Below are 20,648 nucleotides of genomic sequence, written 5' to 3'. Positions count from 1 at the left end.
TGAGCCGCGCGGTCAGCCGACGAGGTTGTCGGCCAGCTCCTCGCCGAGGTTGGCGTCCGTACCGGCGATGCCGAGGTCCGAGGCCCGCTTGTCGGCCATGGCCAGCAGACGGCGGATGCGTCCGGCGACGGCGTCCTTGGTCAGCGGGGGGTCGGCGAGGGCGCCCAGCTCCTCCAGGGAGGCCTGCTTGTGCTCCATGCGGAGCCGGCCGGCGGCGGCGAGGTGCTCGGGAACGTCGTCGGCGAGGATCTCCAGGGCGCGCTGGACCCGGGCGCCGGCGGCGACGGCCGCGCGGGCGGAGCGGCGCAGGTTGGCGTCGTCGAAGTTGGCGAGGCGGTTGGCGGTGGCGCGGACCTCGCGCCGCAGCCTGCGCTCCTCCCAGGCCAGCACCGAGTCGTGGGCGCCGAGCCGGGTGAGCAGGGCACCGATCGCGTCGCCGTCGCGGACCACGACCCGGTCCACGCCGCGCACCTCGCGGGCCTTGGCCGGGATCGACAGCCGGCGGGCCGCGCCGACCAGGGCGAGCGCGGCCTCGGGGCCCGGGCAGGTCACCTCCAGGGAGGAGGAACGGCCGGGTTCGGTGAGCGAGCCGTGCGCCAGGAAGGCCCCGCGCCAGGCGGCCTCGGCGTCGCAGGTGGCCCCCGAGACCACCTGCGGCGGCAGGCCCCGGATCGGGCGGCCCCGGCCGTCCACCAGGCCGGTCTGCCGGGCGAGCTGGTCACCGCCCGCGACGACCCGGACCACGAAACGCGAACCGCGGCGCAGCCCGCCGGGCGCCATCACGATCAGCTCGGAGCTGTGCCCGAAGATCTCCAGGATGTCCTGCTTGAGCCGGCGGGCGGCCCGCGCGGTGTCCAGCTCCGCCTCGATCACGATGCGCCCGCTCACCAGGTGAAGGCCGCCGGCGAACCGCAGGACGGCGGAGACCTCCGCCTTTCTGCAGCAGGTCCGGGTGACGGGGAGCCGGGAGATCTCGTCCTTCACCGCTGCCGTCATCGCCATGGGCCGATCCTTCCATGCATCCGAAAAATACGGTCGTACGCGGCGGCCAGCAGCTCCGGGTCGTGCCTCGGGGTCCCGTCGGTCCGGGCGACCGGAGCCAGCTCGACCGCGGCGCCGAACCCCTTCGCGGCGTCGGTCAGCGAGTCACGGTCGGGCACGGCGGCCTCGTCGGCCAGCACCACGTCCAGGGCGAGTTTAGGGGCGTGTCGTCCCAAAACCTCCAAATGACGCTGCGGGGAGAAGCCCTCAGTTTCTCCGGGCTGCGGTGCGAGGTTCAGCGAGAGCACCCGGCGCGCCTTCGTCTCGACCAGCGCGTCCAGCAGTTCGGGCACCAGCAGGTGCGGGATGACCGAGGAGAACCACGAGCCGGGACCCAGCACCACCCAGTCGGCGTCCAGGACGGCGTCGACCGCCTCGGGCACGGCAGGCGGATCGCTGGGCACCAGGTGCACCGACTGCACCTCGCCGGGCGTGAGCGCCACGGTCGCCTGACCCCGTACGGTGTCCACCTCGTCGGGCCGCTCCGGGTCGTGGCCCCGGACCAGGGCCTGGAGCTCCAGCGGGACTGCGGACATGGGCAGCACCCGCCCGTGCGCGCCGAGCAGCTTGCCCACCAGGTCCAGCGCCTGGACGTGGTCGCCGAGCTGTTCCCACAGGGCGACGATCAGCAGATTGCCGACCGCGTGTTCGTGCAGGTCGCCCTGGGACTGGAAGCGGTGCTGGATGACGCGGGCCCAGGTCTGGCCCCAGTCGTCGTCCCCGCACAGCGCGGCCAGCGCCTTGCGCAGGTCCCCGGGGGGCAGGACGCCCAGCTCGTCGCGCAGGCGCCCGCTGGAGCCGCCGTCGTCTGCGACGGTGACGACGGCGGTGAGGTCGCCGGTGATCCGGCGCAGCGCGGCGAGCGAGGCGGACAGGCCCATGCCGCCGCCGAGGGCGACGACCTTGGGCTGGGCGCCACGGCGGCGCGGCCTGCCGCCGCGCGTCTGTTCGGGCCGGGCGCCGCGGGCGTCGGCGGGTCTGCCGCCGCGCCCCTCGGGCACCACCCGGCGCAGCCGGCCCAGCCGCGGAGTGCGTCCTGTCATCGCCCTGTCATTCCCGTCCCATGTCCCGGTGGACGACCACCGTCTCCACGCCCTCGGCGGCGAGCCGGGCGGCGAGCTTCTCCGACATGGCCACGGACCGGTGCTTGCCACCGGTGCAGCCGACGGCGACGGTCACATAGCGCTTGCCCTCCCGGCGGTAGCCCGCGGCGATGAGCTGGAGCAGCTCGGCATAGCGGTCGAGGAACTCCTTGGCGCCGGGCTGGTTGAGGACGTAGCTCGACACCTCCTCGTTGAGGCCGGTGAAGGGGCGCAGCTCCGGGACCCAGTGCGGGTTGGGCAGGAAGCGCATGTCGACGACGAGGTCGGCGTCGACCGGGAGGCCGTACTTGAAGCCGAAGGACATCACCGTGGCCCGCAGCTCGGGCTCCTCCTCGCCGGCGAACTGGGCGTCCATCTTGGCGCGCAGCTCGTGCACGTTGAGGCTGGAGGTGTCGATCACCAGGTCGGCGTCGCCGCGCAGCTCGCGCAGCAGCTCGCGCTCGGCGGCGATGCCGTCGACGATGCGGCCGTCGCCCTGGAGGGGGTGCGGGCGGCGCACCGACTCGAAGCGGCGCACCAGGGCGTCGTCGGAGGACTCCAGGAAGACGATCCGGCGGGTGACGCCGCGGGCGTCGAGTTCCGCGAGGGACTCGCGCAGGTTGTCGAAGAAGCGCCGGCCGCGGACGTCGACGACGACCGCGATGCGCGCCACGTTGCCCTGGGAGCGGGCGCCGAGCTCCACCATGGTGGGGATCAGCGCGGGCGGGAGGTTGTCGACGACGAACCAGCCCAGGTCCTCCAGGCACTTGGCGGCGGTCGAACGGCCGGCCCCGGACATGCCGGAGATGATCACCAGCTCGGGGATGGCCGCCTCGTGCGCCCCGGCTGCTTCCTTGCCCGTGCTCACCTGTGCTCCGTCGTCGCGGGTCTGTTCTCGTTCGGCTGTGTGCTGCGGCTGTTCTCGTTCGCCTGGGTGCCGCGGCTGGTCTCGCTCGGCTGTGCGCTGCGCCCGTTCTCGTTCCGCTTCGGGCCGTGCCTCGTGCTCGGTCATCTCTCCTGCCCCCGTCGTTCGTCCGGGGTGCCCGCGGACACGGGCTCCCCCGGGGCATCCGCCGTCGTCTCGGGTGCCCCGTCCTCGTCATCCATGATCTCTCCGGTCGCCGTGTTCACGGCGGGCCCGGCCGGGGTGGCCCCGGCGAGGGCGGCGGCGACGGTCTCGGCCGTCTTGCGGCCTATGCCGGGCACCTCGCAGATCTGGTCGATCGTCGCCGCCCGCAGCCTCTTCACCGAACCGAAGTGCTTGATCAGCGCCTGTTTGCGGGTCTCCCCCAGGCCGGGCACGTCGTCCAGCGGCCCCGCGCGGAAGCGCTTGGCGCGCTTGGCTCGCTGGTAGGTGATCGCGAAGCGGTGGGCCTCGTCGCGGACCCGCTGCAGCAGGTACAGGCCCTCGCTGGTGCGGGGCAGGACGACCGGGTCGTCCTCGTGCGGCAGCCAGACCTCTTCGAGGCGCTTGGCGAGACCGCACACGGCGATGTCGTCGATGCCCAGCTCGTCCAGCGCCCGCTGGGCGGCCGCGACCTGGGGCTGCCCGCCGTCGACCACGACGAGCTGCGGCGGGTAGGCGAACCGCTTGGGCCGGCCGTCGTCGTCCTTGAGCGCCGGGCCGTGCGTGAGTGCCTCGCCGTCGTCCGGGGCGCCCGGTCCGGCCGCGACCGCTTCGCCGCCCGGGTGCTGCCCGCCGTCGGTGACATCCTCGCCGTCCGCCCACTCGCCGGTCTTCTCCTTCTCGGCGAGGTAGCGGCGGAAGCGGCGGGTGATGACCTCGTGCATGGAACGGACGTCGTCCTGTCCCTCGAAGCCCTTGATCTGGAACCGCCGGTATTCGCTCTTCCGGGCCAGCCCGTCCTCGAAGACGACCATGGAGGCGACGACGTCGTCGCCCTGGAGGTGGGAGATGTCGTAGCACTCGACGCGCAGCGGGGCGCTGTCGAGGTCGAGGGCCTCGGCGATCTCCTCCAGCGCGCGCGAGCGCGTGGTCAGGTCGGAGGCGCGCTTGGTCTTGTGCAGGACCAGCGCCTGCTGGGCGTTGCGCTGGACGGTCTCCATCAGCGCCTTCTTGTCGCCGCGCTGCGGGATGCGCAGCGACACGCCCGACCCGCGGCGACCGGTCAGCCACTGCTGGACGGGCTCGACCGGGTCCGGCAGGGCGGGGACCAGCACCTCCTTGGGCACGGCGTCCCCGCTCTCCTCGCCGTACAACTGCTGGAGGGCGTGCTCGACCAGGGCGCCGGTGGTGATCTCCTCCACCTTGTCGGTGACCCAGCCGCGCTGGCCGCGCACGCGTCCGCCGCGCACGTGGAAGATCTGGACGGCCGCCTCCAGCTCGTCCTCGGCAACCGCGATCAGGTCGGCGTCGGTGGCGTCGGCGAGCACGACCGCGCTCTTCTCCATGGCCTTCTTCAGGGCCCCGATGTCGTCCCGCAGGCGCGCGGCCCGCTCGTACTCCATGTCCTCCGCGGCCTCGGCCATCTGCCGCTCCAGGCGGCGCAGGTAGGTGCCGGTGCGCCCGGCCATGAAGTCGCAGAACTCGTCGGCCAGGTCCCAGTGGTCCTCGGGCGTGATCCGGCCGACGCAGGGCGCGGAGCACTTGCCGATGTAGCCGAGCAGGCAGGGGCGGCCGGTGCGGGCGGCGTTCTTGAAGACGCCCGCGGAGCAGGTGCGCACCGGGAAGACACGGAGCAGGAGGTCGACCGTGTCGCGGATCGCCCAGGCGTGCCCGTACGGCCCGAAGTAGCGCACGCCCTTCTTCTTGTGGCCGCGCATCACCTGGACCCGCGGGAACTCCTCGTTCATCGTCACCGCGAGGTACGGGTAGCTCTTGTCGTCGCGGTACTTGACGTTGAACCGGGGGTCGTACTCCTTGATCCAGGAGTACTCCAGTTGCAGCGCCTCGACCTCCGTGGACACCACCGTCCACTCCACGGACGCGGCCGTGGTGACCATCGTGCGGGTGCGCGGGTGCAGGTGCGCCAGGTCCTGGAAGTAGTTGGCCAGGCGCTGGCGCAGGCTCTTCGCCTTTCCGACGTAGATCACCCGGCGGTGCTCGTCACGGAACCTGTACACCCCCGGGGAGTCCGGGATCTCACCCGGCCTGGGGCGGTAGCTGGAGGGGTCGGCCATGACTCACACCCTACTGGCGCGGACCGACACCGCGGCCGGGCTGTGGACGACGGGCCGGACCCCTGTGGACAGCCGGCGGGGGCGGCCGGTGGCCGCCGGAGCAGGGGACCGGGGAAGACGGTGCGGGGCCGGCCGGTCACGGTGGGTGGCGTCCGCGGGGGCGGGGCGGTGCGTTACCGGTCAGGAGCTCATGACGGAGGGCGCCAGGTGTTGTCGGGGCTGGAGCAACACGCTTCAATGCGGAGGGACTCGGGGCCCGAAGCGCGGCGCCCGGACGTGAAGACCCCTGCGCCGCGACCGGGGGCGGCCCCGTGCGCCACCTACCGACGGTCTGACCAGCCGCCGTGAACTTCACAGAAGGGCCCCTGCATGCCCCACGCCGCACAGCACGCGGACGCCGCCACCGCGCAACTCGACTCGGCCCTGCGCGGCGGTCCCTTCCACGTCGCCCTGCGCGCGGCGATCGCCGCCCGCGGCCTGCCGCTGCAGCGCGTGCAGCACCATCTGTCGCGCCACGGGGTGAAGGTGGGCGTCACGAGCCTGAGCTACTGGCAGCAAGGGGCCCGGCGCCCGCAGCGTCCCGAGTCCCTGCGAGCCGTGCGGGCCCTGGAGGAGATACTCCAGTTGCCCGAGGAGTCGCTGATCCGTCTGCTCGCCGAGGCCGGGGAGCAGGCCCCGGACCGGCGGCCCGCCGGCCGCTCCTACCGCGCCCACCTGGCGGCCTCGGGCGTCCTGGACGAGCTGCTGACCGAGCTGGGGTTCCCGTCGCCGGACGGCGGGGTGCTCACCCTCGGACACCACGAGCGGGTCCGCGTCGGGCCCGGACGTGAGCTGGCGGGGCGCGAGTCGCACCTCATCGTCCGCGCCCACCGCGACGGCGTCGACCGCTTCGTCGCCGTCCACTACGGCGATCCGGGCTGCGTCCCCGCGCGGATGACCGTGCACGCCCTGGAGAACTGCCGCACGGGACGGGTGCGCGTCCACCAGGAGACCGGCCTGCTCGTGACCGAACTGCTCTTCGACACGCGGCTGGGGGCGGGCGACACGCACCTCTTCCGCTACGGCGTCGAGGACGGCACGGCCGGTGTGTCGCACGAGTACGTCCGCGGGTTCGGCACGGCGGGCGGGCAGTACGCGCTCCAGGTCCGCTTCGACGGCGCGGCCCTTCCGCTGCGCTGCCACCGGTTCACACAGCACTCCCCGGCGGCACCGCGCGGTGGCCGGCAGGAACTGGCGCTGAGCGGACGGCACCGCTCGGTGCACCTCGTGGAGCCGCGGGTCAGGCCGGGGATGCTCGGAATCGGCTGGGACTGGGAGTAGGGCCCGGGGGAAGGACGCGCCCCGCCGCTCAGGTGCCCGGGCTCGCGACGATCCGGCCCTGCTTCACCTCGACCGGCAGCTCGGCGAGCGGCACGGTCGCCGGGGCGTGCAGCACCTCGCCGGTGCGGGCGTCGAACTCGCTGCCGTGGCAGTTGCAGACGAGCTTGGTCCCTTCCAGCTTCTTGATGGGGCACCCCGCGTGCGTGCACACCGTGCTGAACGCCTTCAGGGAGCCGTCCTCCGCGCGGGTGACCACCACGTTCCCGTCCGGGAACAGCTTGGTCGCGCCCTTGGCGACCTCTCCGTCCGCGCCCAGGTCCACGGGCGCGGTCGGCCGGGCCGGGGCGGCGCCGTCGTCGCCCGGGGAGCAGGCGGCCAGGCCGAGTCCGGCGACGGGCGTGGCGGCCACCGAACGCAGGACGGTACGGCGACTCGGGGCGGGGCGGCCGGGCATGGGGTCTCCACTGGTCGGGGCGGGGCGGGGCGTGAGCGGGGATGCGCTGCAGGGCGACGATATCCGGGAGGCGGGCCGCCCCGTGGGCCGGGTCGGCGTGGGGGCAGGTCTCGTCCCGGGCCGCGTAAGCGCTTGCGCAAGCGTTTACGCGGCCCCGGGGCATGGGGTACGGTCCCGGCCAGAACGCGACCGTCGGTCGAGCGGGCGAAGGAGGGCGCGGTGGCGACCATGGCCGATGTGGCGCGCCGCGCCGGGGTCTCCGTGGCGACCGTCTCGCACGTGCTCAACGAAACCCGCCCGGTGCTCCCGCACACCCGCCGGGCGGTGCTCGACGCCGTCGAGGAACTGGGCTACACCCCGAACACCCTGGCCCGCTCCCTGGTGACCTCCCGCACCCGTTCCATCGGGCTCGCGGTGTCGGCCATCAGCAACCCGTACTTCACGGAGATCCTCCAGGGCGTCGAGGCCCGCGCCCTGGAGGACGGTTACGGCCTGCTCATCGCCGACCCGCACGACGACCCCGGGCACGAGCGCAAGGTCGTCCAGCTCCTGCACGAGCGGCGCGTGGACGGCATGATCGTCGCGCCCTCCGCCGAGCCCGGGGACCTGGTCGCCTACCTCACGCGCCACCGGGTGCCGGCCGTGTTCCTCGACCGGATCGTGGACGCGCCGGAGGCCGGGGACGCCCCGCGTTTCGACCAGGTCTGTGCCGAGGGCGCCGAACCGACGGCCGGGCTGGTGAGCCATCTCGCGGGCCTGGGCCACCGCCGGATCGGCCTGGTCGCGGGCCGGCCGGGGTTCAGCACGACCCGCGAGCGGATCACCGGGTACCGGCACGGACTCGCCGCCGCCGGGCTGCCCTTCGACGAGCGGCTCCTGGTCCACGGCGACTCCGACGCGGCCGGCGGCGAACGGGCGACGGCGGACCTGCTGTCCCTGGCGGTGCCGCCCACCGCGCTGGTCACCGCGAACAACGCCATGACCATCGGCGCCCTGCGCGCCCTGCGCGAGCGGGACCTGTCCGTGCCCGGCGACCTCGCGCTGTGCTGCTTCGACGACTTCGCCTGGGCCGACCTCTTCTCGCCCCGGCTCACCGCGGTCGCCCAGCCCAGCAGGGACATCGGCGCGCATGCCGTGCGGCTGCTCCTGGACCGCCTCGCCGCACCGGACCGGCCCGCGCGGACCGTACGGCTGCCCTGTTCCTTCGTCCACCGCACCTCCTGCGGCTGCGCCGAGCAGCCCGGGCCCGAGAAAGGACCCTCCCGTGATCGTCGTCGCCGGTGAGGCACTGATCGACCTGGTACCGCAGGGCACGGGCGCCCTCGCCGCGCTGCGGCCCGCGCTCGGCGGCGGTCCGTACAACACCGCCGTCGCCCTGGGCCGGCTCGGCTCGCCCGTCGCCTTCTGTTCACGGGTGTCCTACGACGCCTTCGGCGAGGCGCTGCTCGACCGGCTGCGCGAGACCGGCGTGGACCTCTCCCCGGTGCAGCGCGGCGCCGAGCCGACGACCCTCGCCGTGGCCTCGCTCGATGCGGACGGCTCGGCCGCCTACTCCTTCTACGTGGAGGGGACGGCCGACCGGCTGTTCGCGCTGCCCGCCGCTCTGCCGCCCGGCACGCGGGCCGTCTCCTTCGGGACCTGTTCGCTGGTGCTGGAGCCGGGCGCCGGCGCCTACGAGGCGCTGCTGCGCGAGACGGCCGCGCGGGGCGTGTTCACGGCACTGGACCCGAACATCCGGGCCGGGCTGATCGCGGACCCGGACGCCTACCGGGCCCGCTTCAAGAGCTGGCTGCCGTCGGTGTCGCTGCTGAAGCTGTCCGCCGAGGACGCCGAGTGGCTCGGCGGCACGCCCCGGGAGTGGCTCGCGGCGGGCCCGGCGGCGGTCGTGGTGACCCGGGGCGGCGACGGCCTGACGGCGTTCACCCGCGACGGGGGCGCGTACACGGTGCCGGGCGAGCGCGTCGAGGTGGTGGACACGATCGGCGCGGGCGACACGGTGAACGCGGCCCTGCTGCACGGCCTCGCGGCACGCAACGCCCTCGACGAGGCGGCCCTGACCGCTCTGGGGCCCGACGGCTGGGCCGGGCTGCTGGGCTTCGCCGCCCGCGCGGCTGCGGTCACCTGCTCGCGTGCGGGTGCGGAACCGCCGTACGCCCGCGAAGTCGCCCTCTGACAACACCGGGGGGCGGCACCGGCACCAGCACCAGCACCAGCACCAGCACCAGCGGCTGCGTACGGGGGTCGCACGCAGCCGCCGGGCCCGGGCTCAGGCCTTGCTCGTCCGCGTGCTCTTCTTCGCGGCGGGCGTGGCGGCCTTCTTGGCCGTCTTGGCCGTCTTGGTGACGGTCTTCTTGGCGGTGGCCTTGGCCGCGACCGTCTTCGCCGCCTTGCGCGGCCTGGTCACCGGTGCCGCATCGCTGACCCGGTCGGCACCGAGGACGTCGCGCAGGAACTTGCCGGTGTGGCTGGCGGGGACGCCCGCGACCTGCTCGGGCGTGCCCTCGGCCACCACCAAACCACCGCCGGCGCCGCCCTCGGGACCCATGTCGACGACCCAGTCGGCGGTCTTGATCACGTCGAGGTTGTGCTCGATGACGATGACCGTGTTGCCCTTGTCGACCAGGCCGCCGAGGACCGTCAGCAGCTTGCTGATGTCCTCGAAGTGCAGACCGGTGGTCGGCTCGTCCAGGACGTAGACCGTGCGTCCGGTGGAGCGGCGCTGGAGCTCGCTGGCGAGCTTGACGCGCTGGGCCTCGCCGCCGGACAGGGTGGTCGCGGACTGGCCGAGCCGGACGTACCCGAGGCCGACGTCCTTCAGGGTCTTCATGTGCCGGGCGATGGCGGGGACCGCCTCGAAGAAGTCGGTCGCCTCCTCGATCGGCATGTTCAGCACGTCGGCGATGGACTTGCCCTTGTAGTGGACCTCCAGGGTTTCCCGGTTGTACCGGGCGCCGTGGCAGACCTCGCACGGGACGTAGACGTCCGGGAGGAAGTTCATCTCGATCTTGATCGTGCCGTCGCCCGCGCAGTTCTCGCAGCGGCCGCCCTTGACGTTGAAGGAGAACCGCCCGGGCAGGTAGCCGCGGACCTTCGCCTCCGTCGTCTCGGCGAACAGCTTGCGGATGTGGTCGAAGACGCCGGTGTACGTCGCCGGGTTCGACCGCGGGGTGCGGCCGATGGGCGACTGGTCGACGTGGACGACCTTGTCGACGAGGTCGTCGCCGTCCACGCGCGTGTGCCGCCCGGGGACGTTGCGCGCGCCGTTCAGCTCGCGGGCCAGGTGGGTGTACAGGATGTCGTTGACCAGGGTCGACTTGCCGGAGCCCGAGACACCGGTGACGGCGGTGAAGACGCCCAGCGGGAAGGACACGTCGATGTCCTGGAGGTTGTTCTCCCGGGCGCCGTGCACGGTGAGCCGCCGGGAGGGGTCCTGCGGGCGCCGGACGTCGGGCAGCGGGATGGCCTTGCGCCCGGACAGGTACAGCCCGGTCTGCGACTCGGCGTTGTCGAGCAGCTCCTTGAGGGAACCGCTGTGCACCACCTTGCCGCCGTGCTCACCGGCGCCGGGGCCGATGTCGACGATCCAGTCGGCGACCTTGATGGTGTCCTCGTCGTGCTCGACCACGATGAGGGTGTTGCCCATGTCGCGCAGCCGGACGAGGGTCTCGATCAGCCGGTGGTTGTCGCGCTGGTGCAGGCCGATGGACGGCTCGTCGAGGACGTAGAGCACGCCCACGAGTCCGGAGCCGATCTGGGTGGCCAGGCGGATGCGCTGGGCCTCGCCGCCGGAGAGCGTGCCGGCCGCGCGGTTCAGCGACAGGTAGTCCAGGCCGACGTCGACCAGGAACCGCAGCCGCTCGTTGACCTCCTTCAGCACGCGCTCGGCGATCTTCTTGTCGCGGGCGTTGAGCTTCAGCTCGCCCAGGAAGTCGGCGCAGTCGCTGATGGACATCGCCGAGACCTCGGCGATCGACTTGTCCATGACGGTGACCGCGAGGACGAGGGGCTTGAGGCGGGTGCCCTCGCAGGTGGGGCAGGGCACCTCGCGCATGTAGCCCTCGAAGCGCTCGCGGCTGGAGTCGCTCTCGGCCTCGCTGTGCCGGCGCTTGACGAAGGGGATGGCGCCCTCGAAGGCCGTGGTGTACCGGCGCTCGCGCCCGTACCGGTTGCGGTAGCGCACCTCGACCTGGGTCTTGTGGCCGTTCAGCAGGGCCTTGCGGGCGCGCAGCGGCAGGCCCGCGAAGGGGATGTCCGTACGGAAGCCGAGCGCGTCGGCCAGGGCGCCGATGAGACGGCCGAAGTAGTCCTTGGTGTGACCGTGCGACCAGGGGTGGATGGCGCCCTCGTCGAGGGACTTGTCCTCGTCGGGGACGATCAGCTCCGGGTCGACCTCCATGCGCGTGCCGATGCCGGAGCAGTCGGGGCAGGCGCCGAAGGGCGAGTTGAAGGAGAAGGAGCGGGGCTCCAGCTCCTCGAAGGACAGGTCGTCGTACGGGCAGTACAGGTGCTCGGAGTACATGCGCTCGCGCTCGGGGTCGTCCTCGGGGAGGTCGACGAAGTCGAGCACGACCATGCCGCCGGACAGACCGAGGGCGGTCTCCACGGAGTCGGTCAGGCGCCGCTTGGCGGAGTCCTTCACCGTGAGGCGGTCGACGACCACCTCGATGGTGTGCTTCTCCTGCTTCTTCAGCGTGGGCGGCTGGGAGAGCTGGACGGTCTCGCCGTCCACGCGCGCGCGGGAGTAGCCCTTGGTCTGGAGGTCGGCGAAGAGGTCGACGAACTCGCCCTTGCGCTCGCGCACCAGCGGCGACAGCACCTGGAAGCGGCTGCCCTCCGGCAGCTCCAGGACCTTGTCCACGATGGCCTGCGGCGACTGGCGCGAGATCGGCCGTCCGCACTCGGGACAGTGCGGCTTGCCGATGCGGGCGAAGAGCAGGCGCAGGTAGTCGTAGACCTCGGTGATGGTGCCGACCGTGGAGCGCGGGTTGCGCGAGGTCGACTTCTGGTCGATGGAGACCGCCGGGGAGAGGCCCTCGATGAAGTCGACGTCCGGCTTGTCCATCTGGCCGAGGAACTGCCGGGCGTAGGAGGAGAGTGACTCCACGTAGCGCCGCTGGCCCTCGGCGAAGATCGTGTCGAAGGCCAGGGAGGACTTGCCCGACCCGGACAGGCCCGTGAAGACGATGAGCGAGTCGCGAGGCAGGTCGAGCGAGACGTTCTTCAGGTTGTGCTCGCGCGCGCCACGGACGATGAGACGGTCGGCCACGCCGGTCCGCACCTTTCTTGAGAGAAGTGACAGGGGCGGGGCCCCCGTCTTTCTCAGACTAGGGGGAGCCACTGACAACGCCGGTCGGATTCACCGGTTGTCAACAAACCCCGACTTCCCAGCATGCCCGACGCCGCAACCGAGCTTATAGCACGCACATTCGAATTACGGGGGCCGCTCACCACCTTCACCCGAAGGTGTGGTGAGGTCTAGGGTCGGCGGCATGATGGATCACGCGCTTGACCTGGCGTCTGTACGGGACGCGACCGAGCGGCTGCTCGCCGCGGTCGGGAAACTGGACAACGCGTCCGTGACGGAGTCGTCACGGCTTCCCGGCTGGAGCCGCGGACACGTCCTCGCCCATCTCGCCCGCAACGCCGACGCCCTCGTGAACGTCCTCGAAGGGCGCCCGATGTACGTCTCCGGCGAGGCCCGCGACGCGGACATCGAACGGGACGCCCCGCGCCCCCTGGCGGTCCAGCTCGCGGACGTGCGCGAGAGCGCGGCCCGTTTCCAGGAGGCGGGTGCGGCGACCGCGGACTGGTCGCGCACGGTGGCGCTGCGCAACGGGGTCACCGACTCGGCCTCCAGGCTGCCGTTCCGCCGGTGGGCCGAGGTGGAGCTGCACCACGTGGACCTGGGCATCGGGTACGAGCTGGAGGACCTGCCGGAGGAGTTCACCGGGCGGGAGACCGACTTCCTCGCCGCCCGGTTCGACGGGCACCCCGACGTACCGCCCACCCGGCTCACGGACGGCACACGCGCGTGGCGCACGGGACGGAAGGCCGGGACCCCCGAGGTGACCGTCACCGGTTCCCCGGCCGACCTGCTCGGCTGGCTCGCCGGCCGCCGTGCGGGCGCCGCGCTCACGGTGGAGGGCGGCCCGCTGCCGGCGCTGCCTCCCCTGTAGGCGGGCGGGCGGGAGGCGGTCTGCGGGCCGCCTTACGGCGCTAGGCTGGCCGTCATGACGTACAGCGGAGAGGTGACGGTCGGCGGGCCCGCCGACGTGCACGAGCTCAAGGACCTGATGATCACCAAGGTCGCGGTCGGCCCGATGAACAACAACGCCTATCTGCTGCGATGCCGGGCCACCGACGAGCAACTGCTCATCGACGCCGCCAACGACGCGCACACCCTGCTCGGCACGATCGGTGACGACGGCATCGCGTCCGTCGTCACCACCCACCGCCACGGCGACCACTGGCAGGCGCTCGCCGAGGTCGTCGCGGCCACCGGCGCCCGCACCCACGCCGGCCGGTACGACGCGGAGGGCATCCCGGTGCCGACCGACGTCCTGGTGGACGACGGCGACACGGTCCGGGTGGGCCGGGTGGAGCTCACCGCCCGCCACCTGGTCGGCCACACGCCGGGTTCCGTCGTCCTGGTCTACGACGACCCGCACGGGCATCCCCACCTGTTCACCGGGGACTGTCTCTTCCCGGGCGGTCCTGGCCGCACGACACGGCCCGAGGACTTCCGGAGCCTGATGAACGGCCTGGAAGAGAAGATCTTCCCCCTGCCCGACGAGACCTGGGTCTACCCGGGGCACGGCAACGACACCACCCTGGGCTCGGAGCGGCCCCGGATCGCGGAGTGGTGGGCGCGGGGCTGGTAGCCGTAGCACTCGAGGTGACTCCGGGCGGTAGGCCGGTTGGCGGAGGGTCCTCGCCTTCGGGTCGGGGGCTCTCTAGCGTGGCCCCAGCCGTGGAAGGAGGCTGTCTTGCAGAACGAACCGTCGCGGGGCCTGCTGGGCACTGTCATGCGTGAGGTCACGTTCCCGGACCAGTCCCGCGGGATCATTCTGGTGCTGGCGGGGACGCCTCAGGACGAGGCTGATCTGATGGCTGCGCGCATCTGGGCGGAACTGCCGGAGCAGCGGCAGCCGGAGCGCTAGGCACCTGAAGCGCCCTGCCCGGTCGCCGGGCAGGGCGCTTCGTGTTGGGGCGGAGGACCGTCCGTGCGGAGCGCTGCGGAAGGCGATCGTCCGGGCTCCGGAGGGGCGGGGCGGTCGGCCGAGGCAGGTGACCTGCACGACGGTGACGGTCCCGGTCTGATGCCCATTGAGGACATCGCCTCAGCACTGTCGACGGCCGCCGGTGCCGCGCGCAGGGGCGCATACGTCGCGGGCCCCGCGCCCCCGTACCCCGTGCGCACCCCGTGTGAAGCGTTCGCACGCACCCGCGGGCCGTGCGCGCTCCCGCCGGGGCGGTGCGGCGCGGTCGACTGGGGGCAGCCCCGCGCAGGATCGACGGCTCCTGGGCGGCACGGGCCGCCGGCCTCCCTGTCCCCGCCCCCCCGGTCGGCGGCCCCGGCGCCTCAGGCCCTGGCCGAGCCCGCCCCGGCCAGGGCCGCGACCCGCTCCACGCCGAACACGTAGCCCTGCACCCCGCATCCCGCGACGACCCCGTCGGCGCGCTGGGAGACGTAGGAATGGTGACGGAACGGCTCGCGCTGGTGGATGTTGGAGATGTGGACCTCCACCACCGGCAGCCCGTCGCAGGTGTTGAGCGCGTCCAGGATGGCGACGGACGTGTGCGAGTAGGCGGCGGGGTTGATCACGATCCCGCAGTGGTTCAGCCGGGCCTCGTGGATCCAGTCGACCAGTTCGCCCTCGTGGTTGGACTGCCGGAAGTCCACGGTCCCGCCGTGCGCGGCCGCCGCCTTGACGCACAGTGCCTCGACGTCGGCGAGGGTGTCGGAGCCGTAGATCTCCGGCTGGCGCTGGCCGAGCAGGTTCAGGTTGGGGCCGTTGAGGATCATGATCGGGGCGTTGGCCAGGGTGCGGGGCACGGTTCCTCCGGTCCGTGAGGGGTGCGGCGGGCCTTTGCGCGACCGCTGCTCGGTCCCCGGTCTATCACGGTGCGCCGAGGTCCCCGCGAGCCCGTACGCTCCGCGCGCGACGGTGATCGCGTGTCCCGCGCGCGATGCGCCCCTCCGCGCCCGGGACCACGATCGTCACCGACGTGGGCCTCGGCGTCCCGCCCCGGCTACGGGTTGACGGCCAGTTCCAGGTACGCCGCGAACAGTACGAGGTGGACGCCTCCCTGCAACGGCGTGGCCCGGCCCGGCACCACCGTCAGGGAGGCCACGACCACGGTCAGGGCGAGCAGCACCATGTGGATGGAGCTGAGGCCCAGCACCAGCGGCCCCGAGAGCCACACGGAGGCCAGGGCGACGGCGGGGATGGTCAGGCCGATGCTGGCCATGGCCGAGCCGAGTGCGAGGTTCAGGCTGGTCTGGACCCGGTCGCGGCGCGCGGAACGCACCGCGGCGATGGTCTCGGGGAGCAGGACCAGCAGCGCGATGACGACGCCGACGACGGCGTGGTGGAGTCCGGCTGCCTCCACCCCGCTCTCGATGGTCGGCGACACGCCCTTGGCGAGGCCCACGACCCCGATCAGGGCCAGGCCCAGCATGGCGAGGCTGAACAGGGCGGTGCGGGCGGACGGGGCGTGGGCGTGCTCCTCGGCCGTGATCACTTCGCCCTGCCGGGTGATCGGCAGGAAGTAGTCGCGGTGCCGCACGGTCAGGGTCGCGATGAACAGGCCGTACAGGACGAGCGAGGACAGTGCCGCGAAGGTCAGCTGCACGGTGGAGAACTCCGGGCCCGGCGCGCTCGTGGTGAACGTCGGCAGGACCAGGCTGAGGGTGGCCAGGGTCGCCACCGTGGCGAGGGCGGCGCCGGTGCCCTCCGGGTTGAAGACCGCGATGCCGTGGCGCAGGGAGGCGACCAGGAGGCTGAGGCCCACGACCCCGTTGCAGGTGATCATGACGGCCGCGAAGACGGTGTCCCTGGCCAGGGTCGCGCTCTTGTCGCCGCCGTCCGCCATCAGGGTCACGATGAGCGCGACCTCGATGACCGTGACGGCGATGGCGAGGACGAGGGAGCCGAAGGGCTCGCCGACGCGGTGGGCGACCACCTCGGCATGGTGCACGGCGGCCAGGACGGAGGCCGCCAGGACGATCGTGAGCAGGGCGACGACCGCACCGGGCAGCGAGCGGCCCCAGGTGAGAACGAGCAGTACGACCGCGAGTACGGGCGTGACGGTCGTCCACTGTGCGAGGAGCGCCCTGGGACCGGTGGCCATGCGGTGATCGTCGCAGAGGGCGACGGGGCCCGCACTCCGGACCAGCGGGCCTCTCGCCCGCCGGTGCGCCGGGCCCGTCGGGGCCCCGGGAACGCGCGGAGCGGCGAACGGCTCCGTGCCGCTCGCCGCTCCCCGGCCGGGTGGTCAGGCCTCGACGCTGTCCTTCGGCGCGTCGCCGCTCCGGGCGGCCGCCGCTTCCGCCTCGGCCTGCTTCTTCGAGGCACGGAGGCTGGTGATCGTGGTGACGACCAGGACACCGCAGATCACACCGAGCGAGACCGGAATGCTGATCTCGGGGACATGGACGCCCGACTCGTGCAGTGCGTGCAGCACCAGCTTGACGCCGATGAAGCCCAGGATCACGGACAGGCCGTAGGACAGGTGCACCAGCTTCTTCAGCAGACCGCCGATGAGGAAGTAGAGCTGCCTGAGGCCCATCAGGGCGAACGCGTTGGCCGTGAACACGATGTACGGGTCCTGCGTCAGACCGAAGATCGCCGGGATGGAGTCGAGCGCGAACAGCACGTCGGTGGTGCCGATCGCCAGCATCACGACCAGCATCGGGGTCATGACGCGCTTGCCGTTCTCCTGGATCCACAGCTTGGTGCCGTGGTACCGGTCGGCGACGCCGAAGCGGCGCTCGGCGGCCTTGAGGAGCTTGTTCTCCTCGAACTCCTCGTCCTCCTCGTCGGCCCGTGCCTCCTGGATGAGCTTCCAGGCGGTGTAGATGAGGAAGGCACCGAAGATGTAGAAGACCCAGGCGAAGCTCGCGAGGATCGCGGCACCCGCGGCGATGAAGACGGCCCTGAGGACCAGGGCGATGAGGACACCGATGAGCAGGACCCGCTGCTGGTACTGCGAGGGCACCGCGAACTTCGCCATGATCAGGACGAAGACGAAGAGGTTGTCCACGCTCAGCGACTTCTCGGTGATGAAGCCCGCGAAGAACTCGCCGGCGGGCTGCCCCCCGCCGAAGAAGAGCAGGCCGAGTCCGAAGAGGCCCGCCAGGGCGATCCAGACGCCGGTCCAGATACCGGCTTCCTTGATCGACACGTCGTGCGGCTTGCGGCCGATGAAGAAATCGACCGCGATGAGGGCGGCGAGGCCCACGATGGTCAGGACCCACAGGGTCGGGGAAACTTCCACTACGCCTCCGGCAGTACGTCACACGGCAGATGTCAGCGTCGTCGCTGCCGGAGGTCTCTTCCACCCGGTCCGGGACGCGTGATGCGCTCGGACCACGGGCCGACGCCCCGGGATCTGGCCTGATCCGTATTGACGGGTACGCCGCAGCAGACAGGGAGTACTCCCCTCCGTACGGACGACAGTACCCCAATCCCCAAGGGAAGGTAAAGAGATTTGCAAATAAAGCTCAAAAGCCCAGATCGGGCGCGGTCACCGGCCCCACGAACGGCGGGCGGCGGCGACCTGCGCGAGGACCTGTTCGAGCACCTGGCTGCCGGACGGCACGAGCGGCGGCTCATAGGTCCAGGCATGCCCGACCCACGGGTCGGCGAGGTGGTCGTCGGCCACCGGCGTCAGCCGCAGCAGCGAGCGCCACAGCGGGTCGAGCAGCGGTCCGAACCCGGCGGACTCCTCGCGGTCGGCGACCATCATCAGGTGGACCCCGACGGCCGGCCCCTCGTCGGCGAGGTAGCGCAACTGGTTGACGGCCCGGTCGTCGAAGCCGTGCGGGAAGTCGTTGACGATCAGCAGTTGCTGCGAGGTGTCGAGACCGGGCGGCAGCGCGTCGGGAGCGCCCCCGCGCAACGCCATCTGCACCAGGTCGACGCGCTGGGTGAGCCGGGCCAGCACGTCCGCCGCACCGGCGGCGCCCTGGGCGGGCGGCGCGGCGAGCACCCCGCTCCGCACCAGTGGCGCCAGTGCCTGCGCCCCTGATCCGGCCGGGTCGATGACGTGCACGGTGAACTCGCCCGCCGGGTAGACGGCGAGCAGCCGGGCCGCGTGGGCGACGGCCGTCTCCAGTCCCAGGCGCCGCATCTCGTGGGAGTCGGCGGGCAGGCCGTCGAGCGAGGCGGAACGTCCGCAGTCGATCCACAGGCCGCGTTCGAGCGGCAGCCGGATCAGCATCGGAATGCGGACGCGGCCGGCCTCGGGCAGATGGAGATCGCCCAGCCGCAGCGCCATGGGGATCTCCATGGGGACGCGGTAGGCGTGCCATACGGGGTTGTCCCAGCGCGCGAAGGCGGCGGGCAGGGCGGGCTCGACGACCTCGGCCTCCGCGACGAGCTGGGCGACGTCCCGGTCCAGGACCTCCCTGGCCTGGGACACCAACTGGCCGTGCCGGGCGCGTGCCGCCTCCCGGGCGGCGTCGCCCTGCCCGCCGATCCGGCTGCGCGGGTCGGACAGGGCCTGGTCGAGTTCCTTCTCCATGCGGGAGTCGGCGAAGTCGACCGCGCTGCGGTAGGCGGCCGTGGTGCGGGCCAGGTCCTCGAACATGCCCCACACCTGGTTGTAGAGCCGCTCCTCCATCGACCAGCCGGTGGCGTCACCGGCGACGGGCCGGGCGGGCTGCCCCGGTTCGGCGGGCGGCGCGGACGGCGGGGGCGGGGGCGGCGCCGCGCTCTGCCGGCGGGGATGGGTGTAGTCGATGGGGCCGGCTCCGGCCGGCGCGGACGGCTGACCGGCGGTGACGGGCTCCCCCGGGCCGTCCAAACCGTCCAAACCGTCCAGGCCGTCCGAGCCTTCCGGGCTGCCCGGGTACGGCTGCGGTGCCCCGCGCTGCCCCGGCGCCGCGGGCGTCTGCGCACCCGGGGCGTGAGCACCCTGCGGGTCGTACGGGGAGCCCGGGGGCACGGAACCGTCTGGACCTCCGGTCCGGGGCGCGGAGCCGTGGTCCGGCCGGTGTGCCGGGGCGGCGGCCTCAGGGGCCGGGACCGAGCGGGCCAGTCCGCTCGCCACCGCCTCGTGGATGCTCCCCGCGAGCTGGTGGGCCTCGGGCAGTTGCTGGTCGGCGAAGAGCTCGGCGAGGCCGCCCGCGTAGCCCTGGCCGACGGCGCGCACCTTCCAGGCGCCCTGGCGCCGGTACAGCTCCAGGGCGACGACGGCGGACTCGGCCTCCAGGCCGGTGATGGTGTAGCTGGCGACCTCGTCGCCGTCCAGGTGTGTGACGGCGACGAAGGGCGCGGCCACGGCCCCGAAGCGGGCCGGTCCCCGGCCTGTGGCGGGCAGGGCCAGCAGCACGCTGACGCGGTGCACGGCGTCGGGCACGGCGTCCAGGTCCACCGCGAGGCGGTGGTCGGCGGCGGCCTGCCGGGAGACCTCCAGGCCCGGCACGGTGGGTGAGCCCGGGTGGGCCACCCCGTCGACGCCGTGGATGGTGCCGTTCTCGTCGCCGAGTGTGGCCCCGGCCACGACCGGTGTGCCGGCCGAGACCCGGATCTCGAGACGAGCCCCGGGAAGCGGGTGGTTCTGTCCCCGCGTCAGCTCGGCCGTCATCGCCTTGTCCCCCTGTGTCGTTCGTGCGTCACCCGCGAGGCGTCACGCGGGCCTGGCCGGTCCCGCGGACGGGACCGGCCGGTTCGTGCCGGACTGCTGCGGACCGGCGGCCCGCCGCGGCCCGGATCCCTGCGGATCGCGCCCCCGCGGCGGGACTCCGCGGACGGCCCGCTACAGGACGGGCAGGATCGCGGGCATCAGGTCCTGGAAGGTGCGGCCGTTGGCCGGGGTGCCGATGGCGGTCATCGCCCAGCCCTGGCCCGCGCGGCTCACCTTGGCCATGATCTGGGCGGTGAAGGCCCCGCCGCCCGCCAGGGTGTAGCGGGCCAGCTCCTGGCCGTTGGTCTCGTCGACCAGGCGGCAGAAGGCGTTCTGGACCTCCTGGAAGGTCTGGCCGGTGAAGGAGTTGACCGTGAAGACGATCTGGTCGATGTGGACCGGAACGCGCTGCAGGTCGACGAGGATGGCCTCGTCGTCGCCGCCCTGGCCGACACCGCCGACGAGGTTGTCCCCGGTGTGGCGCACCGAGCCGTCGTCGCTCACCAGGTGACGGAAGAAGACGACGTCGACCGGCTGCTTGTCCGCGAAGAGGACCGCGGAGGCGTCCAGGTCGATCTCCCGGGTGCGCGAGCCGAACAGGCCGCGCCGGGGAGCCGCCTGCCAGCCGAGACCCATGCGCACCGACGTCAGGCTGCCGCCGTCGCCCTTTTGCAGACTGATGGCCTGACCCTTGGTCATGTTGACGGTCACGCGCTGATCCCCTCTCGAACTGTCCCCTGTTGCCGCGGCACCCGCGG

At 72.7% G+C, this 20,648-nt stretch carries 17 protein-coding genes; 6 read left to right on the top strand and 11 right to left on the bottom strand.

Annotated elements, in window-relative coordinates; all coding sequences use genetic code 11:
* Positions 1 to 12: 12 nt before the first annotated feature.
* From whiA to uvrC, 4 genes are read right to left on the bottom strand one after another with little or no spacing between them, the layout of a single operon-like run.
* Positions 13 to 1,002, bottom strand: coding sequence for a DNA-binding protein WhiA (whiA, locus tag IG88_RS0106905; RefSeq protein ID WP_030404550.1), 990 nt, complete (start codon positions 1,000 to 1,002; stop codon positions 13 to 15).
* Positions 993 to 2,084 carry a gluconeogenesis factor YvcK family protein gene (locus IG88_RS0106900; protein ID WP_031036097.1) on the bottom strand — a complete coding sequence of 364 codons (1,092 nt, stop codon included), beginning with the start codon at positions 2,082 to 2,084 and terminating at the stop codon, positions 993 to 995. The genes whiA and IG88_RS0106900 overlap by 10 nt, the downstream gene beginning before the upstream one ends.
* 7 nt (positions 2,085 to 2,091) lie before the next feature.
* The gene (gene rapZ, locus IG88_RS0106895) at positions 2,092 to 3,135 is read right to left on the bottom strand and encodes an RNase adapter RapZ (RefSeq protein WP_031036094.1); all 1,044 of its coding nucleotides are present in this window, start codon (positions 3,133 to 3,135) and stop codon (positions 2,092 to 2,094) included.
* Positions 3,132 to 5,264, bottom strand: a complete 2,133-nt coding sequence (gene uvrC, locus IG88_RS0106890; protein ID WP_031036093.1) for an excinuclease ABC subunit UvrC — start codon at positions 5,262 to 5,264, stop codon at positions 3,132 to 3,134. Before uvrC ends, rapZ begins: the two co-directional genes overlap by 4 nt.
* Before the next feature lie 369 nt (positions 5,265 to 5,633).
* Here uvrC and IG88_RS0106885 point away from each other — a divergent pair, with 369 nt between their 5' ends.
* Complete coding sequence (locus tag IG88_RS0106885; protein WP_031036091.1) at positions 5,634 to 6,584, top strand: hypothetical protein; 951 nt, start codon at positions 5,634 to 5,636, stop codon at positions 6,582 to 6,584.
* 28 nt (positions 6,585 to 6,612) lie between these two features.
* Here the strand turns inward: IG88_RS0106885 and IG88_RS0106880 are convergent, their stop codons facing one another.
* On the bottom strand, positions 6,613 to 7,038 hold the full coding sequence (locus IG88_RS0106880; RefSeq protein WP_031036089.1) for a Rieske (2Fe-2S) protein: 426 nt from the start codon (positions 7,036 to 7,038) through the stop codon (positions 6,613 to 6,615).
* Between the two features lie 219 nt (positions 7,039 to 7,257).
* On the opposite strand from IG88_RS0106880, the gene IG88_RS0106875 reads away from it, so the two are divergent.
* Both IG88_RS0106875 and IG88_RS0106870 read left to right on the top strand, forming a co-directional pair.
* Positions 7,258 to 8,322: a LacI family DNA-binding transcriptional regulator gene (locus tag IG88_RS0106875; RefSeq protein ID WP_031036087.1), complete on the top strand. Its 1,065-nt coding sequence runs from the start codon at positions 7,258 to 7,260 to the stop codon at positions 8,320 to 8,322.
* A complete protein-coding gene (locus IG88_RS0106870; protein WP_031036085.1) occupies positions 8,303 to 9,211 on the top strand; it encodes a carbohydrate kinase family protein in 909 nt (302 codons plus the stop codon). The genes IG88_RS0106875 and IG88_RS0106870 overlap by 20 nt, the downstream gene beginning before the upstream one ends.
* A 93-nt stretch (positions 9,212 to 9,304) precedes the next feature.
* On the opposite strand, the gene uvrA is transcribed toward IG88_RS0106870, so the two are convergent.
* A complete protein-coding gene (gene uvrA, locus IG88_RS0106865; protein WP_031036083.1) occupies positions 9,305 to 12,304 on the bottom strand; it encodes an excinuclease ABC subunit UvrA in 3,000 nt (999 codons plus the stop codon).
* A gap of 223 nt (positions 12,305 to 12,527) precedes the next feature.
* On the opposite strand from uvrA, the gene IG88_RS0106860 reads away from it, so the two are divergent.
* The 3 genes from IG88_RS0106860 to IG88_RS43265 all read left to right on the top strand — a co-directional run bounded on the left by IG88_RS0106860 (position 12,528) and on the right by IG88_RS43265 (position 14,198).
* The gene (locus tag IG88_RS0106860) at positions 12,528 to 13,214 is read left to right on the top strand and encodes a maleylpyruvate isomerase family mycothiol-dependent enzyme (protein WP_031036082.1); all 687 of its coding nucleotides are present in this window, start codon (positions 12,528 to 12,530) and stop codon (positions 13,212 to 13,214) included.
* 54 nt (positions 13,215 to 13,268) lie between these two features.
* Positions 13,269 to 13,919, top strand: a complete 651-nt coding sequence (locus IG88_RS0106855; protein WP_031036079.1) for an MBL fold metallo-hydrolase — start codon at positions 13,269 to 13,271, stop codon at positions 13,917 to 13,919.
* Positions 13,920 to 14,024: 105 nt separating this feature from the next.
* A complete protein-coding gene (locus IG88_RS43265; protein WP_158853789.1) occupies positions 14,025 to 14,198 on the top strand; it encodes a hypothetical protein in 174 nt (57 codons plus the stop codon).
* A gap of 422 nt (positions 14,199 to 14,620) precedes the next feature.
* Here the strand turns inward: IG88_RS43265 and aroQ are convergent, their stop codons facing one another.
* From aroQ to IG88_RS0106825, 5 genes are all read right to left on the bottom strand, one after another.
* On the bottom strand, positions 14,621 to 15,094 hold the full coding sequence (gene aroQ, locus IG88_RS0106845; RefSeq protein WP_031036075.1) for a type II 3-dehydroquinate dehydratase: 474 nt from the start codon (positions 15,092 to 15,094) through the stop codon (positions 14,621 to 14,623).
* A gap of 197 nt (positions 15,095 to 15,291) precedes the next feature.
* Complete coding sequence (locus tag IG88_RS0106840) at positions 15,292 to 16,392, bottom strand: calcium:proton antiporter (RefSeq protein ID WP_031036073.1); 1,101 nt, start codon at positions 16,390 to 16,392, stop codon at positions 15,292 to 15,294.
* Between the two features lie 144 nt (positions 16,393 to 16,536).
* Positions 16,537 to 17,538: a TerC family protein gene (locus tag IG88_RS0106835; RefSeq protein WP_031036071.1), complete on the bottom strand. Its 1,002-nt coding sequence runs from the start codon at positions 17,536 to 17,538 to the stop codon at positions 16,537 to 16,539.
* 249 nt (positions 17,539 to 17,787) lie between these two features.
* On the bottom strand, positions 17,788 to 19,851 hold the full coding sequence (locus IG88_RS0106830; RefSeq protein WP_031036069.1) for a TerD family protein: 2,064 nt from the start codon (positions 19,849 to 19,851) through the stop codon (positions 17,788 to 17,790).
* Between the two features lie 171 nt (positions 19,852 to 20,022).
* Complete coding sequence (locus tag IG88_RS0106825) at positions 20,023 to 20,601, bottom strand: TerD family protein (protein WP_030404534.1); 579 nt, start codon at positions 20,599 to 20,601, stop codon at positions 20,023 to 20,025.
* Between the last annotated feature and the right edge of the window lie 47 nt (positions 20,602 to 20,648).

Origin of the sequence: Streptomyces sp. NRRL F-5650 (assembly GCF_000721365.1) — a bacterium.
Taxonomy (GTDB): Bacteria; Actinomycetota; Actinomycetes; order Streptomycetales; family Streptomycetaceae; genus Streptomyces; species Streptomyces ardesiacus.
This window is presented reverse-complemented; position numbering and strand designations above follow the sequence as displayed.

What these genes read in the sequence shown, in the direction of transcription:
- IG88_RS0106880 (WP_031036089.1), bottom strand. Translation starts at nt 7,038, where the DNA reads ATGCCCGGCCGCCCCGCCCCGAGTCGCCGTACCGTCCTGCGTTCGGTG.
- rapZ (WP_031036094.1), bottom strand. Translation starts at nt 3,135, where the DNA reads ATGACCGAGCACGAGGCACGGCCCGAAGCGGAACGAGAACGGGCGCAG.
- IG88_RS0106830 (WP_031036069.1), bottom strand. Translation starts at nt 19,851, where the DNA reads ATGACGGCCGAGCTGACGCGGGGACAGAACCACCCGCTTCCCGGGGCT.
- IG88_RS0106885 (WP_031036091.1), top strand. Translation starts at nt 5,634, where the DNA reads ATGCCCCACGCCGCACAGCACGCGGACGCCGCCACCGCGCAACTCGAC.
- IG88_RS0106860 (WP_031036082.1), top strand. Translation starts at nt 12,528, where the DNA reads ATGATGGATCACGCGCTTGACCTGGCGTCTGTACGGGACGCGACCGAG.
- IG88_RS0106900 (WP_031036097.1), bottom strand. Translation starts at nt 2,084, where the DNA reads ATGACAGGACGCACTCCGCGGCTGGGCCGGCTGCGCCGGGTGGTGCCC.
- IG88_RS0106855 (WP_031036079.1), top strand. Translation starts at nt 13,269, where the DNA reads ATGACGTACAGCGGAGAGGTGACGGTCGGCGGGCCCGCCGACGTGCAC.
- IG88_RS0106840 (WP_031036073.1), bottom strand. Translation starts at nt 16,392, where the DNA reads ATGGCCACCGGTCCCAGGGCGCTCCTCGCACAGTGGACGACCGTCACG.
- uvrC (WP_031036093.1), bottom strand. Translation starts at nt 5,264, where the DNA reads ATGGCCGACCCCTCCAGCTACCGCCCCAGGCCGGGTGAGATCCCGGAC.
- whiA (WP_030404550.1), bottom strand. Translation starts at nt 1,002, where the DNA reads ATGGCGATGACGGCAGCGGTGAAGGACGAGATCTCCCGGCTCCCCGTC.